This window comes from Peribacillus sp. NPDC076916, from assembly GCF_050269675.1.
Classification (GTDB): Bacteria; Bacillota; Bacilli; order Bacillales; family DSM-1321; genus Peribacillus; species Peribacillus aracenensis.
In genome coordinates, this window is the sequence record NZ_JBNNIU010000003.1 from 287,333 (window position 1) to 305,503 (window position 18,171).

The 18,171-nt window shown below is 39.3% G+C and carries 20 protein-coding genes and 1 pseudogene; 18 read left to right on the forward strand and 3 right to left on the reverse strand.

The window, feature by feature from the left end; all coding sequences use genetic code 11:
* The first annotated feature begins 114 nt into the window (after positions 1 to 114).
* From ACQKFG_RS10895 to ACQKFG_RS10945, 11 genes are all read left to right on the forward strand, one after another.
* Positions 115 to 567 carry a GNAT family N-acetyltransferase gene (locus ACQKFG_RS10895; RefSeq protein ID WP_076364265.1) on the forward strand — a complete coding sequence of 151 codons (453 nt, stop codon included), beginning with the start codon at positions 115 to 117 and terminating at the stop codon, positions 565 to 567.
* Positions 568 to 680: 113 nt separating this feature from the next.
* Positions 681 to 1,004 (forward strand): hypothetical protein, encoded by a 324-nt coding sequence (locus tag ACQKFG_RS10900; protein ID WP_369619439.1) that lies wholly within the window; start codon positions 681 to 683, stop codon positions 1,002 to 1,004.
* A gap of 57 nt (positions 1,005 to 1,061) precedes the next feature.
* On the forward strand, positions 1,062 to 1,511 hold the full coding sequence (locus tag ACQKFG_RS10905; protein WP_342614406.1) for a VOC family protein: 450 nt from the start codon (positions 1,062 to 1,064) through the stop codon (positions 1,509 to 1,511).
* A gap of 106 nt (positions 1,512 to 1,617) precedes the next feature.
* The gene (locus tag ACQKFG_RS10910) at positions 1,618 to 2,067 is read left to right on the forward strand and encodes an ASCH domain-containing protein (RefSeq protein WP_192206284.1); all 450 of its coding nucleotides are present in this window, start codon (positions 1,618 to 1,620) and stop codon (positions 2,065 to 2,067) included.
* Positions 2,068 to 2,152: 85 nt separating this feature from the next.
* Entirely contained in the window at positions 2,153 to 2,851 is a 699-nt protein-coding gene (locus tag ACQKFG_RS10915) for a polysaccharide deacetylase family protein (RefSeq protein WP_427558769.1), read from the forward strand.
* A 537-nt stretch (positions 2,852 to 3,388) separates the two neighbouring features.
* On the forward strand, positions 3,389 to 6,427 hold the full coding sequence (locus ACQKFG_RS10920; protein ID WP_427558772.1) for an efflux RND transporter permease subunit: 3,039 nt from the start codon (positions 3,389 to 3,391) through the stop codon (positions 6,425 to 6,427).
* A 215-nt stretch (positions 6,428 to 6,642) separates the two neighbouring features.
* Entirely contained in the window at positions 6,643 to 7,293 is a 651-nt protein-coding gene (locus ACQKFG_RS10925) for a DsbA family oxidoreductase (protein WP_427558775.1), read from the forward strand.
* Between the two features lie 43 nt (positions 7,294 to 7,336).
* The gene (locus ACQKFG_RS10930; RefSeq protein WP_427558778.1) at positions 7,337 to 7,939 is read left to right on the forward strand and encodes a nitroreductase family protein; all 603 of its coding nucleotides are present in this window, start codon (positions 7,337 to 7,339) and stop codon (positions 7,937 to 7,939) included.
* Positions 7,940 to 8,134: 195 nt separating this feature from the next.
* Positions 8,135 to 8,746, forward strand: a complete 612-nt coding sequence (locus tag ACQKFG_RS10935) for a flavodoxin domain-containing protein (protein WP_427558781.1) — start codon at positions 8,135 to 8,137, stop codon at positions 8,744 to 8,746.
* Entirely contained in the window at positions 8,667 to 8,834 is a 168-nt protein-coding gene (locus tag ACQKFG_RS10940; RefSeq protein WP_192206278.1) for a Fur-regulated basic protein FbpA, read from the forward strand. Before ACQKFG_RS10935 ends, ACQKFG_RS10940 begins: the two co-directional genes overlap by 80 nt.
* Positions 8,827 to 8,976: an FbpB family small basic protein gene (locus ACQKFG_RS10945; protein WP_353872395.1), complete on the forward strand. Its 150-nt coding sequence runs from the start codon at positions 8,827 to 8,829 to the stop codon at positions 8,974 to 8,976. Before ACQKFG_RS10940 ends, ACQKFG_RS10945 begins: the two co-directional genes overlap by 8 nt.
* A gap of 460 nt (positions 8,977 to 9,436) precedes the next feature.
* Here the strand turns inward: ACQKFG_RS10945 and ACQKFG_RS10950 are convergent, their stop codons facing one another.
* A complete protein-coding gene (locus ACQKFG_RS10950) occupies positions 9,437 to 10,060 on the reverse strand; it encodes a DUF2238 domain-containing protein (RefSeq protein WP_427558784.1) in 624 nt (207 codons plus the stop codon).
* Positions 10,061 to 10,096: 36 nt separating this feature from the next.
* A pseudogene (locus tag ACQKFG_RS10955) lies at positions 10,097 to 10,529 on the reverse strand (alpha/beta fold hydrolase).
* A gap of 194 nt (positions 10,530 to 10,723) precedes the next feature.
* Between ACQKFG_RS10955 and ACQKFG_RS10960 the strand changes: the two are divergent.
* The 7 genes from ACQKFG_RS10960 (at position 10,724) to ACQKFG_RS10990 (ending at position 17,478) form a co-directional block, all read left to right on the forward strand.
* Positions 10,724 to 10,885 (forward strand): hypothetical protein, encoded by a 162-nt coding sequence (locus tag ACQKFG_RS10960; protein ID WP_192208357.1) that lies wholly within the window; start codon positions 10,724 to 10,726, stop codon positions 10,883 to 10,885.
* A gap of 224 nt (positions 10,886 to 11,109) precedes the next feature.
* Complete coding sequence (locus ACQKFG_RS10965; RefSeq protein ID WP_427558787.1) at positions 11,110 to 11,574, forward strand: peptidoglycan-binding domain-containing protein; 465 nt, start codon at positions 11,110 to 11,112, stop codon at positions 11,572 to 11,574.
* Between the two features lie 839 nt (positions 11,575 to 12,413).
* On the forward strand, positions 12,414 to 14,036 hold the full coding sequence (locus tag ACQKFG_RS10970) for an ABC transporter substrate-binding protein (protein WP_427558790.1): 1,623 nt from the start codon (positions 12,414 to 12,416) through the stop codon (positions 14,034 to 14,036).
* Between the two features lie 2 nt (positions 14,037 to 14,038).
* On the forward strand, positions 14,039 to 15,064 hold the full coding sequence (locus tag ACQKFG_RS10975; RefSeq protein WP_427559702.1) for an ABC transporter permease: 1,026 nt from the start codon (positions 14,039 to 14,041) through the stop codon (positions 15,062 to 15,064).
* On the forward strand, positions 15,036 to 15,902 hold the full coding sequence (locus ACQKFG_RS10980) for an ABC transporter permease (RefSeq protein WP_353872391.1): 867 nt from the start codon (positions 15,036 to 15,038) through the stop codon (positions 15,900 to 15,902). The genes ACQKFG_RS10975 and ACQKFG_RS10980 overlap by 29 nt, the downstream gene beginning before the upstream one ends.
* 42 nt (positions 15,903 to 15,944) lie before the next feature.
* On the forward strand, positions 15,945 to 16,865 hold the full coding sequence (locus ACQKFG_RS10985; RefSeq protein WP_342614399.1) for an ABC transporter ATP-binding protein: 921 nt from the start codon (positions 15,945 to 15,947) through the stop codon (positions 16,863 to 16,865).
* Positions 16,855 to 17,478, forward strand: coding sequence for an ABC transporter ATP-binding protein (locus tag ACQKFG_RS10990; protein WP_260286675.1), 624 nt, complete (start codon positions 16,855 to 16,857; stop codon positions 17,476 to 17,478). The genes ACQKFG_RS10985 and ACQKFG_RS10990 overlap by 11 nt, the downstream gene beginning before the upstream one ends.
* A gap of 63 nt (positions 17,479 to 17,541) precedes the next feature.
* Here ACQKFG_RS10990 and ACQKFG_RS10995 read toward each other — a convergent pair whose 3' ends face one another.
* A complete protein-coding gene (locus ACQKFG_RS10995; RefSeq protein ID WP_342614397.1) occupies positions 17,542 to 18,021 on the reverse strand; it encodes a hypothetical protein in 480 nt (159 codons plus the stop codon).
* Between the last annotated feature and the right edge of the window lie 150 nt (positions 18,022 to 18,171).

The following is an 18,171-nucleotide window of genomic DNA, read 5'->3' on the forward strand; positions in this document are numbered from 1 at the left end:
TCCAATTTTTTTCCTCCAGAAAAGAGGACCGCCTAACTTTTAGTTGAAGTTATTAATGAACGATCGGTTAACCAGCATAATGAAAAAAGAGCAATACTGTACAGGAGGGATATCATGGTAACATTCAGGAATGCGACGGTAAAAGACTTAAGTGAAATAGTACGGATGCTAGCGGATGATGTGTTGGGGAGGGAAAGGGAACGCTATGAAAATCCACTTCCTGAAAGCTATCTAAAAGCATTTGCATCCATTGATGCAGATGATAATAATGAATTGATCGTAGCATGTCTTGGTGAGGAAATCGTTGGAGTGCAGCAAATCACGTTCACTCCATATATTACCCATCAAGGCGGTTGGAGAGCAACGATCGAAGGGGTTCGGACGGCATCTTCAGAACGAGGGAAAGGCATTGGAAGCAAGTTGATTCAATATGCGATTGACCGTGCCCGGAAGCGGGGCTGCCATATCATTCAGCTGACGACCGATAAAAAGCGGGAAGAAACGCTGCGATTTTATGAACGTTTAGGATTCAAAGCCACTCATGAAGGCATGAAAATGAAGCTTTAATTCACCGTCTTTTGACCCCTTTTTCTGTGCACAACAATTTGTCTGGTATTATATGTTAAAATTATTTGTGAGATATTAATAGATGCGCAGGATCTGATGAAAGGGTGTTCTCGATGGAAAACGAAGCATGTATTCAGAAGAGGTACGGTGTAATCAGTTTTACTTCATTCATCATTGGAATCATTTGTTTTTTTACTGTTTTTATTACACCTATTAGAATGGCAAATACCGGGAGCATGACGGGTGATTATATAACTTTTTTCCTTACGATTGCCGGCATCGTCCTCTCTGTCATAGGAATTTTGAAGAAAACCGAGAAAAAAGTGATCCCGATCATTTCTTTGGTTTTTTCCTCATCATTCTTTATATTTTGGGTGATCATCATCACCTTGTTGATAACTGGGGAAATAGAATTGCCCCGTAGAACAATAGGATAAAGGGATTGAACCAGGGAAGCTCCTTGGGAGATAGAACTGACAAAAGGTGGTTTTTCAATGATAAGAGGTTTATATGAAGCACATTTACCGGTTCGTGATTTGAAACGTTCCATCGAATTCTATGAGGGGCTTGGTTTACAGTTAGATCATAAGGTTGAAGACAACCTGGCATTTCTATGGATTGAAAAGGACAAAAGTTGGTTGGGGCTTTGGGAAACGGAAAAAGTGGAGGTTGAGTATCATCCCTCCCTACGGCATATCGCTTTTCAAGTATCATTGGAAGATCTAAAGAGCTCAGTCGCATGGCTTGAAGATAGGGGCTATGCGCCAAGAGAGGCTTTTGGATTTAAACCAATAGAACCTTTCGTGATGCCTCACGGGGAATATGCCCACGCTAAAATTCACTTTAATGATCCAGACGGAAACAGTTTGGAGTTTATTAGTAAAATGGAGAATCCCCAAAAAATCAAGAATCGTATGTATTTAAGTGAATGGGAACAGATATAAATGAAAAACAGAAGTAAAAAAAAGCGAATGACAGATGGGCGAAAACTTCAAGAATAATAATCATTTATATCTGTTTTATGTCAAAACAGAATGGGAGAATCATAGAATGAATGTCAAAGCGGAATTATATTGGAATGAATTTTGGCAGGGGAAAGATGAAGAAAAACCCCAGGCAGTCAGTGCATGGCAATTCGGGGCTGATCCAGATCAGTTGGCTCAATTAGTGATGGATGGGATGAAAACGGCTACGTGCTCTGGGTATGTTTTTTATGAAGAGGAAAATGAACCATTACCATCCGTAGGTGATTACAGCATTATTTTAAGTAGTGAGGATGAGCCCTTAGCCATCATCCAAACAGTGAAAGTCGAAGTATTGCCCATGAATGAAGTGAGTGAAGAGTTTGCGATTGCAGAAGGGGAAGGAGATCGAACCTATACATACTGGTGGGAGGCTCATGAAAAATGGCTGAAAGAACAATTGGACAAGATTGGGCACACCTTTAAAGAAGATATGCTGCTTGTGTGTGAGCGCTTTGAATTGATACATGTAAAGTGACGGAAGTGAACAATAAGTGTTTTCGTTCAGTGATTTGCTATAATAGGTCATTGGATTAAAAACTTATAGAAAGATAGGTATTTGCATGAAAAAGAAACTGACATTCATTGGATTGGGAATCGTGGTTGTTTTCCTGCTATTACTTGGTACGTATAAATTAATGAATTCGAGAACATATCAGGTATTCGGAGGATTGACGGATAATGTCGAGACGAATGAAAAAGTGGTCGCTTTGACATTTGATGATGGACCATCGAGGAATGTGAATCAGATCCTTCCGTTATTGGCTAAATACGATGTAAAAGCTACTTTCTTCCTGATTGGTAACGAAATCGAAAAATACCCAGAGGAAGCTGGAAAAATAGCGGAAGCAGGACATCAGATTGGGAATCACACATATTCCCACAAGCGAATGGTTTTTAAATCGCCTTCTTTTATCAAGGCGGAAATCGAGAAAACGGATAAATTAATTCAGGACTCCGGATATAAGGGTGAAATTGACGTCCGGCCACCAAACGGGAAAAAAATCATAGGTCTGCCTTATTATTTAAATGAAAATGATAGAGAGACCATTACCTGGAATCTGGAACCAGATAGCTATTACACTACTGCTTCTGACAAAGTGAAGTATGTGAAGGGAAATATAAAACCAGGTTCGATCATCCTGATGCACCCGATGTATGATGATACGGGTAAAGAACTTCAAGCGATTGAAGGGATTTTGCAGGAGTTAACGAACGAAGGGTATACGTTCGTAACGGTCAATGAACTTCAGGAAATGTAGTCTCATTTATACCGTATGTACGGTTTTCGAAGAAAAGGGTTGCTGCGGCAGCCCTTTTTTATTTGATATATTACAGAATAGTACAAAACGTGGTCTGCATATTGTTTCTTAACGGAATTCGTTGATGGCATGCAATCGCATGAAAAAGCTATTTTAAAATGGGGCTGGTTACTTGTATCGGAATAAAAATACCGCTCTGATCATCATTTTGTGTTTCCTGTTATTCCTATTTCTTGTCGTGCTCCTTTTTCGCCACATCAAAGTATACTTCGTGTATAGCTCGGGCATCGGCCCGTTATTGTTTATCGGGGTAATGGTTTTGGCTATCGTTATGCTTTTTTTCAAAGGATATAAATAGGTTGGTACAATTGAAGGCTGCTGCGGCCGCCTTTTTTATGTGGAAAAAAGCTCTTCACATAGAGAGGCATAAAAAAATATAAAAATCAATAAAAAATTAACGTTCAAATACTAGTAATATATGGTAAGATTTTAAATGGAATTATTTTCTTTTAAATTTTATTCAGGGGTGATTAGTACGTGGAGTTTTTTACTAAGTGGTCGTTTAAGAACAAGGCTGCCGTTTCATTGGTAACCATATTTATTTTGTTGATAGGAGTTGTCAGTTATTTTAAACTGCCGATGGAATTTTTACCATCTGCTGATAATCCACAAGTTACGATTATCACAATGGGGCAGGGCACCGATTCGAAAACGATGGAAGCACAAGTTACAGAACCGATTGAAAGAGCGGTCACTGGAGTTAAGGGAAAGAGTTCCATATACTCCACAACGGGAGACGGGTTTTCAAAAGTAGATCTATTCTTTGAAGCCGGATCGGATATGAAACAAGCAAAACTTGATGTTCAAGAGGCTTTAGGCAGTGTAGCTTTGCCACAAAGCATGGCAAAGCCTACTGTTACACAGTTAAATACATCTATGATTCCCATTTCATTTGTTTCCGTTACATTTAAGGATGGATTAACAGCTGAAAATATAGACTTTACCAAGAAAGAATTAGAGCCTCTGTATAAAGATATTAAAGGGGTTTCCGATGTACAGACATTTGGAGTTTCCCAATCCGTTCTTTCGGTCAAAGTGGATAATGAAGAATTGGCTAAAAAGAAAGTCTCCATTCAAGATGTCATGAACGTCCTTAACGGTCAGAATGCAGCTTTGGCCGTAGGCGAAAAAGTGATTGATGGGAAGGCAAGTAACATCAAGGTTATCGGGGATTTAACAAGTATTGGAAAATTGAAAGCGTTAAAGGTCACCCCGAATGTCACACTTGGAGAGATAGCAAAAGTTGAAGAAGCGAAGGATGGCAACCTCATCAGTCGTTTTAATGGAAAGGAAAGCATTGATTTAAGCATTATCAAGGACAGTCAATCAAATGCTGTCACAATCAGTAAAGAGGTTGAAAAAGTAGCGAAAGAAATTAATGAAAAGTATAGCGACCAGAAATCGGTCATTTATTTATCTACAGCTGATATGGTGGAGACTTCCGTTCAGACGATGGTAAAAGAAGTTCTGCTGGGAGCGCTATTCGCCACGATTGTAATCATGGTCTTTTTACGGAATGTACGATCTACATTCATTACAATCGTATCTATACCGCTATCTCTTGGCTTTACGTTATTTTTGCTGTCATTGTCGGGAGTGACGCTGAACATTTTGACGCTGGGCGGTGTAGCTGTAGCGATCGGGCGCTTGGTGGACGATAGTATTGTTGTTATTGAAAATATTTTCCGGAAAATGCAGCAGGAGAAGATTTCAATTGAATTGGTGATGGATGCAACTAAAGAAGTGGGAGTGGCGATAACAGCTTCAACCCTTACGACTGTAGCCGTTTTCCTTCCGGTTGCCTTATTGAATGGAGGGCTTCAAGAGTTTCTTCTTCCTTTCGCTTTGACTGTCACTTATTCTTTACTGGCTTCTTTAATCGTGGCATTAACGGTTGTCCCGTTAATGAGTGCAGGATTGCTGAAAAGGACGAAGCTGCCAAAACATCGCCCGGCCAAGCGTTTTACCAAGCTCGTTACTTGGTCACTAAACCATAAATGGGTTGTCTTGATTATTGCTATGCTGTTGTTTGTCGGTTCCATTGGTACATATTTTGCCATGCCAAAAGGGGCGATTGATAATTCTTCAGCAGACTATGTCTCCGTGACATTAACTTATCCAAATGATCAGCCCTATGAAAAAGTGAAGGAAAAAGCGATTGAACTTGAAGAAACGATGCAGGATATGAGTGAAGTGGATAATATTTTCATGCAATTAGGAAACTCTGCCGAATCAGCACAATATGGGGAAGTCACATCACCGACGGAAGCGATTTTCGGCATCCTGGTAAAAGATAAAGCAAATGTAGATACGATTCTAAAAAAAATGGAAAAGGAACAAGAAAACTATCCTGATGCGAAACTTACGGTCCAAGCCTCTTCCTTTATGATGGGGGCATCAAAGACGAACATTACGATAGATGTGGTCGGCAGTAATGTTGAAGATTTGGAACTGACGGCCAATAAGGTCAAAGAAAGTATACAGGATATTAAAGGAATTGAAGAAGTAACAACGAACCAAGACGAAAAGAAAACCATTTATTCATTCAAGGTAGATCCGGCTAAAGGCAATACAGAACAAATCGCTCAACAATTAGGTATCATGCTTAATAAAACGCCTATCGGAAATATAACTTTACAGGATAAGCAGACACCTGTCGTCCTTGAACCAATCTTAGATCCTAAAAAACCAGAGGATTTAAAAAGCATTCCGATCATGACAGATGGCGGTTTAGCCCCAGTGTCAAAGGTTGCTTCTTTAAAGAGCGAGGAGAGTGCAACAACGCAGTTCCATAAAGATGGGGAAACGTATCTTCAATTGAAGGCAACGGTCGATCCGGCTAAGCTTTCCGATATTGCAAGCAAAATAAATCTTGAGATATTTGGAGATAAAGAGAAGAACAAAGGACTTGATATTCCGAATGATGTAGATATTCTAGTCGGGGGAGCCAGTGCTCAGCAAACAGATGATTTTTCCGATCTGTTCCTTACGATGTTAATATCGATCGGCATTGTCTTTTTAATCATGGTTATAACATTTAAATCGATCAAAGCACCGATCGCCATTTTATTTTCCTTGCCATTCGCTGCCATTGGAGCGTTATTAGGATTGGTTATCAGCCGAATTCCAGTCGATATTACAGCACTGCTGGGTGCTCTCATGTTAATTGGAGTTGTTGTGACAAACGCGATTGTGCTTCTGGATCGAGTCAAACAAAACGAAGAAAAAATGATTATCCGTGATGCGATCGTCGAAGCGACAGCTACAAGATTCCGTCCGATCATAATGACGGCTGTAGCAACGATTTGTGCCATGCTGCCCCTATTGTATAAAAAAGCCGAAACAGGAAGCTTGGTTTCACAAAGTTTAGCGATCGTTGTCATTGGCGGGCTAGCTGTGTCTACACTGCTCACACTTATCGTCATTCCATGTATATACGAATTGCTGCACTATAAAAAATCGAAAAAACAGAGAAAGAAAAAGAGAGAACCCGTTAACGAACAAATCGAAATGTAATAATAAAAAGTTTGTAGAGAAGCAACGCTTTCTTTACAAACTTTTTTTTCTGTAAAATAGTGCATGCTCTTAGTTTTTTAAAAATAATGGTTGACTTTCTTTCCTCCTGTAACTAAAATGATTACAGCTAGTGAAAATGTTATATTTTTTTTGGTTTGTATTGTAACTGATTCGGTTACAAGTTTAGCCAATGATGAAAAGTGAGGGAATATATAATGACAGTGAAAATTAAAGCGTATTCTGATTTTATATGTCCATTTTGTTTTTTAGGTAAAGGTCCTTTGGATGAAATCATGGAGGAAAAGGATGTAGAAGTGGAATGGATGCCATTTGAATTGCGACCGAGTCCACATTCCAAAATAGATCCATGGAATGAACCCGATAAGTTGAATTCATGGGATTCTTACATTCTCCCTGTTGCGAAAAAACTTGGAGTGGATATGCGTTTACCCCGTGTCTCCCCGCATCCATATACACATTTGGCGTTCGAAGGGTGCCATTTTGCAAAGGAGCACGGAAAAGGGAACGAGTTCCACAACAGAGTATTTACAGCGTTTTTTCAAGAGGAACAAAATATTGAAGATATTGAAGTATTGACAAAATTAGCGGGTGAAGTTGAACTTCCTGTAGATGCTTTTACTGAAGCATTAGTGTCACGAAAGTATCGGGAAGTGCACCAAGAAGCACTGAAACATGCTTATGAAGAAGCAGATATAAGGGCTGTCCCAACGTTTATTATTGGTGATGAAGTGATTCAAGGACTAGCCAGTAAAGAAAGGTTAGCGCAAGTCATTGAGAAGGAAGAAGCAAAAAATGAACGGAATGAACTTGAGGGCCTGCAATGTGATGGTAAGGGGAATTGCTAAAGCCTTTTGAGGATTAAATAAATCATAATTTGGAGGAATCAAAATGTCAGTAACTACAACAAATTTAAAAGAAGCCATTATCAATCGCCGTTCCATCCGTAAGGTGAAAAAGAACGAAAATATTACGAAAGAAAGAATGAATGAAGTATTAAAAACGGCTTTACATGCACCAACTTCATTTAATATGCAAAGTGGACGAGTGGTGGTAGTGATGGATGACGAGCATGAAAAGTTCTGGGATATTGTAAAAGAAACACTTCGTTCCCGTGTTCCAGAAGAGAGCTTTGCGGCAACAGCAGAACGATTACAAGGATTTCGTGATGGAGTGGGTACTATTCTATTCTTTGAAAATCAAGAAACAATAGAACAAATGCAAGAAAAAGCACCCTCCTATAAAGAACAGTTTCCATATTGGTCCCATCAAGGAAATGCTATGCTTCAGTATGCAATATGGATGACTTTATCGGCGGAAGGTATAGGGGCATCTTTACAACATTATAATCCAATCATTGATGAAGAAGTGATGAAGACTTGGGATCTTCCAGGGAAATGGTCGTTGATAGCTCAAATGCCATTTGGTGAGCCGAATGAACAACCAGGAGAAAAAACGTTCCTGCCTTTCGAAGATATTGTGAAATTTTATTAATTCAAAGATTTAGGGTTGGGATACTAGATTAACCAAGAGCGCGTTTACTCTTAAAGAGTAAAACGTGCTCTTTTTTTTGACGAAACGTTCCAGCGGCATTACATATATAGGGAACAAATAATTGACAATGAGAATCATTTTCATTTATAGTAAACTGTGTAATGAAATTAATTCTCAATTAGGAAGGTGATATAGATGAAGGTATTCATTGGTTATGTCAGTTTATCCGGTAATACCGAGAAGATGGCTATAAACATAAAGAATAGAATGAAGGCTGTCGGCTGTGAAGTATATATGGAAAGATTGGATACTGTTGAAGTTGATGCTTTAAAGGATTTTGATTTGGCCTTTATTGGTTTATATACATGGAATCTTGAAGATTTACCGTATGAAGCACACGAGTTTTATGAAGAAATTGACCAGGTGGACTTTGCTGGAGGGAAGGTCGCATTCTTTGGTGCCGGCGACTTGACCCATTCGAAACCGTGCGCCGCGATAGATATCCTTTCCGATAAAATGAAGCAATTTGGCTTTGATGTATATGATCGAGTATTGAAAATACACCATGAAAGCAATACATACGAACAATTTAGGAAAAGTGAAGACTTTGCAGAGCATGCCCTTAAATGGGGAAGCAATAGGAAGAAATGGAGAATCTGCATGTGGGATCGGATGCTAGGCAGCCCGAAATACCGAAAGTCAGCATTTTTGTTAAGGAGGGTCCTTGATGATTACCCAATTAAGTTCAAAGAGAGAAGTAAAAAAAGAGGAACTTATACAAGAACTTCTGAAATTAGGGATTTTTAAAAAATATAATAAACAACTATATGAGCTTCCGATCGTTGTTTTACAAAAGGAATTCAATCACTTGAGAGGTGAATTAAAAAATGTCTAGGAGAAGGAAATCTTATACTGAACTGCTAAAGGAAAACCGCGAACTTCTATTGCATGACAAAATGGAAGTGGAACGCATCTATATAAAAATCGATCAAAAAGCCATTAATGAAAAAAAGGGAAGTAAGCAAGTACAATCATGACTGGTTAGAAATTTGGTTCAGTCAACAAAATAAGGTTCGGATGCTTATTTAGGGTTTGTAAAATGATTTCCACTACAGGCACTCACTTTCCGCGGGCGGTCCGGGAGCCTCCTCGGCGCCTTTGCGCCTGCGGGGTTCTCCCTTGGACACGTTTTTCCTGCAGGAGTCTCGTACCCTCCGTTCCAATCAACTGGTCTGTTTTTAAATAAAAAACTGCAGGCAAACTGACTTTCCTTCGAGTTTGTCTATAGTGGGACCGAAATCTTTTGTTGATTTCGGTTTTTTCTTTTGGACCTGATATTGAATGCTGTTGATTTCCATAGAACATATGGAGCATCATATTAACGATCAAATTCTAATTTGATATTATAGGGCTTCGTGAAGATCCTGATTGTAATTCCTTTAAGCCTTTACAGTTTTTGTTAGTAGGTCGGACCCAATATTTCATCTTTTTTTCTTCTCAATTTTTCACTTTTCGTAACAGCTTGTCATGAAGTTTGGACAAGGTGAACAATACAAGGATAGAGCCTATTAATGTTAAAGACATATCCCATTGTGCGTCCCAAATATCACCTTGTGTTCCTAAAAATTCCTTTGAAGCTTTTCCACCTTTTGAAACAATGGCAGTTATCCATTCGATGATTTCATATAAGGCTCCAATGGCAAGCGCAAAACTTAATGTTACAGCAAATAACCACGGTCCTTTTGTTAGAGGGGTTTTACGTATTAATATTTCTCTAATCACAATCGCAAATAAACCTTTCAGGAAATGCCCAAACCGATCATAGTGGTTCCGGTTTAGATCGTAATGATCTTTTAGCCAATTAAATGCAGGGACTTTTGAGTACGTATAATGGCCACCGATGAACATGGTGATTGAAAGAACGGCAATAACTAAATAGGATAATGTAGTGAGGCGGAATTTATTATATGTAGCAAGTAAATAAATCAGAAACACAACGGCAGGAAGTACTTCCATTGTCCATATCAAGTATCCTGCAGGCTTAATGACTGACCAAATAAAAACGGCAGTGACTAGCAATAGAAATAATAAATGAATCAGTATGCTTTTATCTCTTCCCAATTTTTTTCACTCCATTAAATTTATCAGTTGATAGAATCAAACAGTTCGTGTATGGATAAAACGCTTAATGCTTTCATTTAAATCATTAGCCGCTTTTGTAGGGACCTGATGCTTGGCATGTTCAATGAATTTTAATTCCGTATATGGCAATTTTTCATGTAATAAATAAGCGTAATGATGCAATGGTCCGGTCGAATAACCGCATATATAGCTTTTTTAATTTCCAAATGATCCAATAGATGATTGATATCTTCTATAATCAGGGGATAAGTTACTGGCGTCTTGAATACTGACTTCTTCCGTGACCCCTAATATCAAAAGTGATAACTTTGAACTCTTCTGATAATTCCTTCAGTTGGTATTGGACATTCACACTTGTCAGTACTGGAGGATGAATAAAAACAATAGGAACACCGTTTCCCTTAACAGAATAATACAAGCTAATACCGTCCACATCCAACATTGGCATATGAATATTCACCTCATTTGAAGAGTACTTGCATAATATCCCTCCTGAAAGAATTTTCCCTATCAAACGTATTTTTATAACTAATCGTTTCGGTTACAATCATCTTGAATTTTTTGGGTTTTTTTGAACAAGATATAAGAGTTCAGGAAATGAACAAAAATATATAAAATAAGGTGATTAAGATGAAGGCTAACATGAATAAAATTTTGCCAGTTGTCGCTTCGGTCGGAGTAGGTATTGCTACTTATCAAATGTTGAGTGGAAATGGCGGGAAAATGAATAATATGGTGCCGCTTGCCACTAACTTGATGGGCATGGGAACTGGGATGCAAGGGCAGAATCAACAACAGCCATAAAATCACTAAAACAAAATGATCCCCTTTAGGGGATCATTTTGTTTTAGCCAAGAAAAGGGACCTCCATCATATAAGCTTAATACATACCATGGATAATATTTACCATTTTTTATAATTAAAGTAATAAAACACCAATAAAACTACTCCTTACGTTATAATGAATGGGCTCCAAGGAAAGTGCCAGAAACCTGCAGGAGTGATCAAATGAATGGAGGTTATATGTGTTGAAGAAAAAATTATTGGTCATCATTCCAACTGTTGCCCTGATGTTGGCCCCACTAGGAACGGGAACTTCAATTACCCACGCAGCAACAAAGGAGAAAATCGAAACGAAGGCGGAAACGCGCCCGACCCTCAGGAAAGGCTCACGTTCAAGTTATGTAAGAGACTTACAGCAAAGCCTTAAAGATGTTAAATATAGTGTAGGCGTAGATGGGATTTTCGGTACCCAAACACAAAATGTGGTAAGGGAGTTTCAAGTAGATCATAACTTGAGTTCAGATGGTATAGTCGGTCCCCTGACATGGGCTGCTTTAGATGAGAATAAGGTGGAAAGAAAACAGTTCACGGAGAAAGACGCGATCGCGTTAGGGAAGAAGAAGCTGGGTAACAAGATCGTATTCAGCGGTGATGGCAGATTGCTGAAAGATGGCAAAGGAAAAGCCTATTACAACTATAAAAGCAGCTAATAAAGATTGGATCGATCAAGGCGGCACAGGAACGATTGGGTGGTTCCACATTTATAAAGATGGCCGTGTAGTGGAACAATAAAGGATATACATGCAAAGAATGTTCTCACTTTATGTGGGATTTTTTTTTGTAAGGCATGGATATAATAAGAAGACTAACTGCATCTGTTTTTGGATATAAACAACAAATAAATATAGAAAAGCAATTTGGTATATTGGGATGAAAAAAATTAGATCATATGAGCCTTAGTGTACCATTTTTAAGATTTGTTAAGTCCCCTGTACTCTTTTATGTCTGGATTCGAATGGGTGTGTTTAAAATCCCGCGTTTGCCTCTCAAAATCTCATTTCTGAACGGTCATTTATGCTAGAAACTATATCAAATTGATTTATTGTTACTAATAAAGTTGTTTAATAGTCGAAATAATCGTATACTTGACAAAAAGTCAGTTCCCATTGTTGTTTGGAAATAGTTCTTTACTAATATCTTGCAAAGCGAGTCCCTCAGTAGAAAATCTAATATTAGATAAAGAATAGACGAGTAAGTTTCCTAATCATAATAGGGAATCTTCTCGTCTTATACTATTTTGATATAGTTTAGGCGCCAATAAACCCGCATTCCTCTTCATTTTAGACAAGATTTCTAATACCTCCTGTAACAACAACACCTGCTTAGTATGGACATTTGTTTCATATCTATCTTGAATAAAATGCTTTTTACCAAGTTGGTTGTTTATTCCTTTAAATCGGGTGATATTTACACCCATGTATTTCTTCTTTATTTTATATCAGTTAAGTAGCGAACTTATTTAAGACTATAAATTATGAGGTGGGAACAAATGAGAAAAAGAATGTTTGGAATTATCGTATTAATTACTTTAGTTTCTTCTATTATATTAATCGGTTGCAATCAATTAGAATCCAATCAATCTGATGATTCGAATGGTGACGTTAATCAGAAGAAAAAGGATGAGCTTGTGATGGCATTTGGTTCAGAGCCTGAAGCAGGTTTTGATCCAACGACCGGATGGGGACGTTATGGCTCACCGCTTTTCCAAAGTACTCTACTAAAAAGAGATAACAAGCTTAACATTGTAAATGATCTTGCAACAAGTTATAAAGTCAATGAAGATGGAAAGGTTTGGACAGTGAACATACGTAAGGATGTGAAATTTTCAGACGGCGAACCATTAACCGCCGACGATGTAGTCTTTACATTTGAAACAGCTACCAAAAATGGGTCGGTCGTTGATCTTAATGGTATGGATAAAGTGGAGGCGATCAATGATTACACCGTAAAATTCACGTTAAAAGATCCTCAATCAACATTTGTTAATTCCTTAGTAGGAACAGGAATCGTTCCAAAACATGCTTATGGCGCTGACTATGCTGAAAATCCTATAGGGTCAGGACCTTATCAGCTCGTACAATGGGACAAAGGGCAACAGCTCATTATAAAGGTTAATCCTGAATATTATGGCAAAAAGTCGTTTTTTAAAAAGATTACCTTTCTATTTCTAAACGAGGATGCATCTTTTGCTGCTGCACAAGCAGGGAAGGTCGATCTTGCTTATATACCAGCTGCATTTAGTAACCAGGAAGTGCCTGGAATGAGGTTGGAATCGGTGAAAACAGTTGATAATCGAGGAATCGTCTTTCCATTTGTAAAATCAGGGGACTTTACTGAAGATGGATTACCAATTGGTAACGATGTAACTGCTGATCCAGCGATTCGTCATGCGATTAATATTGCGGTAGACCGAAAAGCTTTAGTTGATGGAGTCTTAGAGGGGCGTGGTACACCAGCTTATACTTCAGTGGATGGCCTTCCTTGGTGGAACCCGGATACAACCATTAAAGATGCTGATTTTGACGGTGCGCGGAAACTTTTGAAAGAAGCCGGATGGAAGGATACAGATGGAGATGGGATTCTTGAGAAGGATTCTTTGAAAGCTGAGTTCACTCTTTATTACTTAGCGAGTGATGCAATCAGGCAATCTCTTGCAATTTCTGTGGCCGATATGATCAAGCCACTGGGAATCCAGATTAAAGTAGAAGGAGGAAGTTGGGATATTATTGAAAAGAAAATGTATTCAAATGCAGTCCTATTAGGTTGGGGGAGCCATGACCCTCATGAGATGTATAACATTTATAGTAGCAAATTTGCAGGGGTAGACTTTTATAATACCGGATATTATCAAAATAAAACGGTGGATGAATATTTTGATAAAGCCCTTCTTGCTACAAGTGAAACAGAAGCAATCGAGTATTGGAAAAAAGCACAATGGGATGGAACAACGGGCTTAAGTGCAAAGGGTGACGCTCCATGGGCCTGGTTAGTGAATATTGATCATTTGTACTTAGTGAAAGATGGACTTGATATCGGGGAACAAAGAATCCATGTCCATGGGCATGGTTGGCCTGCAACAGATAACATAGTTGAATGGAAATGGTCCAACTAATTATGCGTAAACTTAGAGGTGGAAAGCTAGGATTATTTCTATTATTGAAAGGATTAAGAATGGCCACATTATTGATTGCCATTTGTTTAATTTCCTTTCTATTAATAAAAAACTCTCCGATTGATCCAATCCAAGCCTATATCGGAGCCGATATGTTGAAGGTGGGTCCTGAGCAACGGGAGAAGATAGCTGAATATTGGGGAGTGGACCAACCAGTCATGGTGCAATTCTTGAATTGGGGATCTGCGGTACTTACAGGTGATTTAGGAACTTCAATGATATTTCGCCGCCCGGTAATGGACATTATCGGTGAACGATTCTTAAATTCCCTGGCACTCATGATATCAGCCTGGATATTATCAGGGATAATTGGATTTTCCATGGGTGTTATAGCGGCCATGAAAAAAGGGACTTGGATCGATCGAATAATAAAATGGTACTGTTTCACTCTTGCTTCAACTCCTACCTTTTGGGTGGGGCTCCTTATCCTTATCGTTTTTGGCGTTTGGCTAAGATGGTTTCCGATTGGAATGGGAGTTCCAGCTGGGGTCCTTGCGGAAAATGTCACAATGATGGATCGAATCATGCACCTTATTCTTCCGGCAATCACGCTTAGTATAGTAGGGGTTGCTAATGTGGCCTTGCATACGCGCCAGAAGCTGATTGATGTTCTTTCTAGTGATTATGTCTTATTTGCTAGGGCGAGAGGTGAACAAGGATTTGTCTTGTTTTGGAGACATGGATTGCGTAATGTTGCTTTGCCGGCGATTACCTTACAATTCGCGGCTTTTAGTGAATTGTTTGGTGGAGCAGTGCTGGCTGAGCAAGTTTTTTCATATCCCGGTTTAGGACAAGCTACGGTAGAAGCTGGGCTTAGGGGAGACGTCCCCCTTTTATTGGGATTGGTTATATGTAGTACAATATTTGTTTTTGTAGGAAATTTACTTGCTGATTTAAGCTATCGTTTATTAGATCCCAGAATGAGGGAGGGGAGAAGTTATGATTCCAGGCCTCAAAAACAAAAATAAAGAGAATGTTAAACGATTTGCTCTAAATCGAAAGCAGCGGACGCTTTATATGATCCTAATCTTACTTGCTTTTTTAGTACTTGTCATAGTAGGTGGTATCTTTATTGATGAGGGGAGAATCGAGACGAATCTTGATGAGCGAAATGATTCCCCATCATTAGCTCATCCCTTTGGTACGGATTGGTTGGGCAGAGATATGTTTACACGTACGGTAATGGGACTTTCCTTAAGTATGGGGGTTGGATTGATTGGAGCGATGGGGAGCGCGTCAATTGCTCTATTCTTGGGGATGGCAGCTGCAACAATGGGAAAAATGGCGGATCGTCTCATTTCATGGCTTATCGACCTATTTCTGAGTGTACCGCATCTCGTAACCCTTATTCTAATCGCTTTTACATTAGGGGGAGGATTTAAAGGGATTGTAATTGGTTTAACTTTAACTCATTGGCCAAGCCTTGCCCGAGTCATCCGGGCAGAGGTCATGCAAGTTCGTTCAGCAGAATATGTTCAGGTTTCTCAGAAAATGGGGAAATCTCGATGGTGGATCGCTTTCCATCATATTCTGCCCCATGTTTTCCCGCAGCTTTTAATTGGGTTCATGCTATTGTTTCCTCATGTTATTTTACATGAGGCAGCTGTTACATTTATAGGTTTGGGATTGTCTCCTCACGAGCCGGCAATTGGAATTATTCTATCAGAATCTATGAAGTATTTATCTTCAGGTATGTGGTGGCTTGCCTTTTTTCCAGGGCTATGTCTATTGATTATCGTGAGAACGTTTGATCAGATAGGAGAAAATATCCGGTTGCACTTGGATCCTAATAGGGCTCACGATTAGTCACCCATATGCTACTTTCGATTTTAAGAGGAGTTTTAACAAATGCCTATTCTTGAAGTAGAAAATTTATCAGTATCCTTTAAGCAATATAATGGATTTAAAAAGAAAAATCATAAAGTTATATCAAGTTTAAATGTCACTCTTGAGGCAGGTGAGGTTCTTGCCGTTGTAGGAGCAAGTGGATCGGGGAAAAGTCTGCTCGCACATGCCATTCTAGGGATATTGCCAAGAAATGCGAGTATAAGTGGACGGATTAAATATGCAGGAGAGGATCTCACCACTGCTCGGCAAACCGTATTAAGAGGTAAGGAAATTGCCCTTGTACCACAATCGGTAAACTTTCTCGATCCACTGATGCGCGTTGGAAATCAGGTCCGCACATCAGTAAAATCCGGTGATGCTGTATCGGTCCAACGAGAGGTCTTTGAGCGCTATCACCTACGGCCAGAGGTGGAGGATATGTATCCATTTCAACTTTCTGGAGGTATGGCAAGGAGGACACTTCTATCAACTGCCATGGTAAGCGGGGCAAAAGTGATTATTGCGGATGAGCCTACTCCAGGGCTCGATCCCGATGTCATAATGGAAGCGTTAAATAATCTTAGAGAGGTTGCAGACAATGGTTGTGCAGTGATGTTGATCACTCATGATATTGAATCGACCCTAAATATTGCTGATAAAATTGCTGTATTTTATTCAGGAACTACAGTTGAGATAGCCCCGGCGGAGAACTTTACAGGACAGGGTGAGGAACTGCGTCATCCATATAGTAAGGCTTTGTGGAGAGCGTTACCTCAAAATGATTTTACCCCAATTCCGGGTGCTCAACCTCATCCAAGTTCATTGCCAGCAGGATGTTTATTTGCGCCTCGTTGCGAAATGGCGACTCCCGTATGCCGACAGGAACAACCTGAAATGCGAGGTCTTCGGGGCGGAATGGTGAGGTGTTTTCATGCAACTTGAAGCAAGAGATATCGGATTTCGATATGGAGATGGACCATGGTTGTTCCAAGGAGTCAATTTGACGCTAAAACCAGGGGAAGTCGTGGGTATCAAGGGCCCCAGTGGACAAGGGAAAACAACCTTTTGCCGGATATTGGCGGGTTTTGAAACACCTATTGAGGGAGAGGTACTCTTAAATGGAGCATCATTGCCACTGAACGGATATCATCCTGTTCAAATGGTCCTTCAGCATCCAGAGAAGGCAATCAATCCTAAATGGAAGATGCATAAGATTCTTAATGAAGGATATCAACCTGATAAAGCGTTGTTAGAATTACTGGGGATTGAGCAGGAATGGCTAGCACGCTGGCCTAACGAACTATCTGGAGGAGAGCTGCAACGATTTTGTGTTGCCCGTGCATTGGGGCCTGATACACGTTTTTTAATTGCAGATGAAATGACAACAATGCTTGACGCAATCACACAAGCCCAAATTTGGCAGGCACTCATTGAAATTGCTAAAAAGAGAGAGATGGGAATTATCGTTGTCACCCATGAAACGAGGTTAATGCAAAGACTTTGTCAGCGTGTGCTTGATTTTAATGATTTTAGTGGAGATAAGAATAAGAAATGAACTCATGACATAGGAAAAGGAGGTCTCTTTGACAGAGACCTCCTTTTCCTATGTCATTTATTACTAAATATTTTCTTTGTTTTCATTTACTTGTTTCGCTACTTTTTGATGGATTTCTGTTTCAATTGCCTCAATAAGATCATCTTTAAGCTTTTGCTTTGGCTGAGGATGGAACCATTGGATTTCTCCTTCGTGAATAAAGCCTTTGAATTCCTCTCCCTGCACTTGCAAGGAAAATTGTTGGCGTTCATGTATGCGGTCTTCAAATGCTGGTTTTAATTCAAGGTCTGCAATCTCTTTTGAAATGCCATAGTGTCGCATTAATGAATGTATGGTAGATTCAATTGCTTCTACTTTACTTTCACCAATCATTTGTTTCGGGTGTGGGTGGAGCCAATAGATCTCATCTTCATGAAAATGCCCCTTGAATTCATCGCCTTGGACCTTAAAAGTGAATCCGTGTCGCTCATGAACACGATTCTCAAACACTGTTTCCACTTCAAAATCTTCAAGTTCGGGTTTTGCATTCTTATCTTCAGGCATAATGTAACCCCTCTCATGAAAGTTTGTATTTGGATTTTTTTCTGGATTTCCGTAAATGTTCCGGAGTTGCAAAATCGGTCCAAATCCTGAGTGGTAATTATCTATTAATTGTCTATTATATAGGTCTTTATTTAAGACTGTCCATATAAT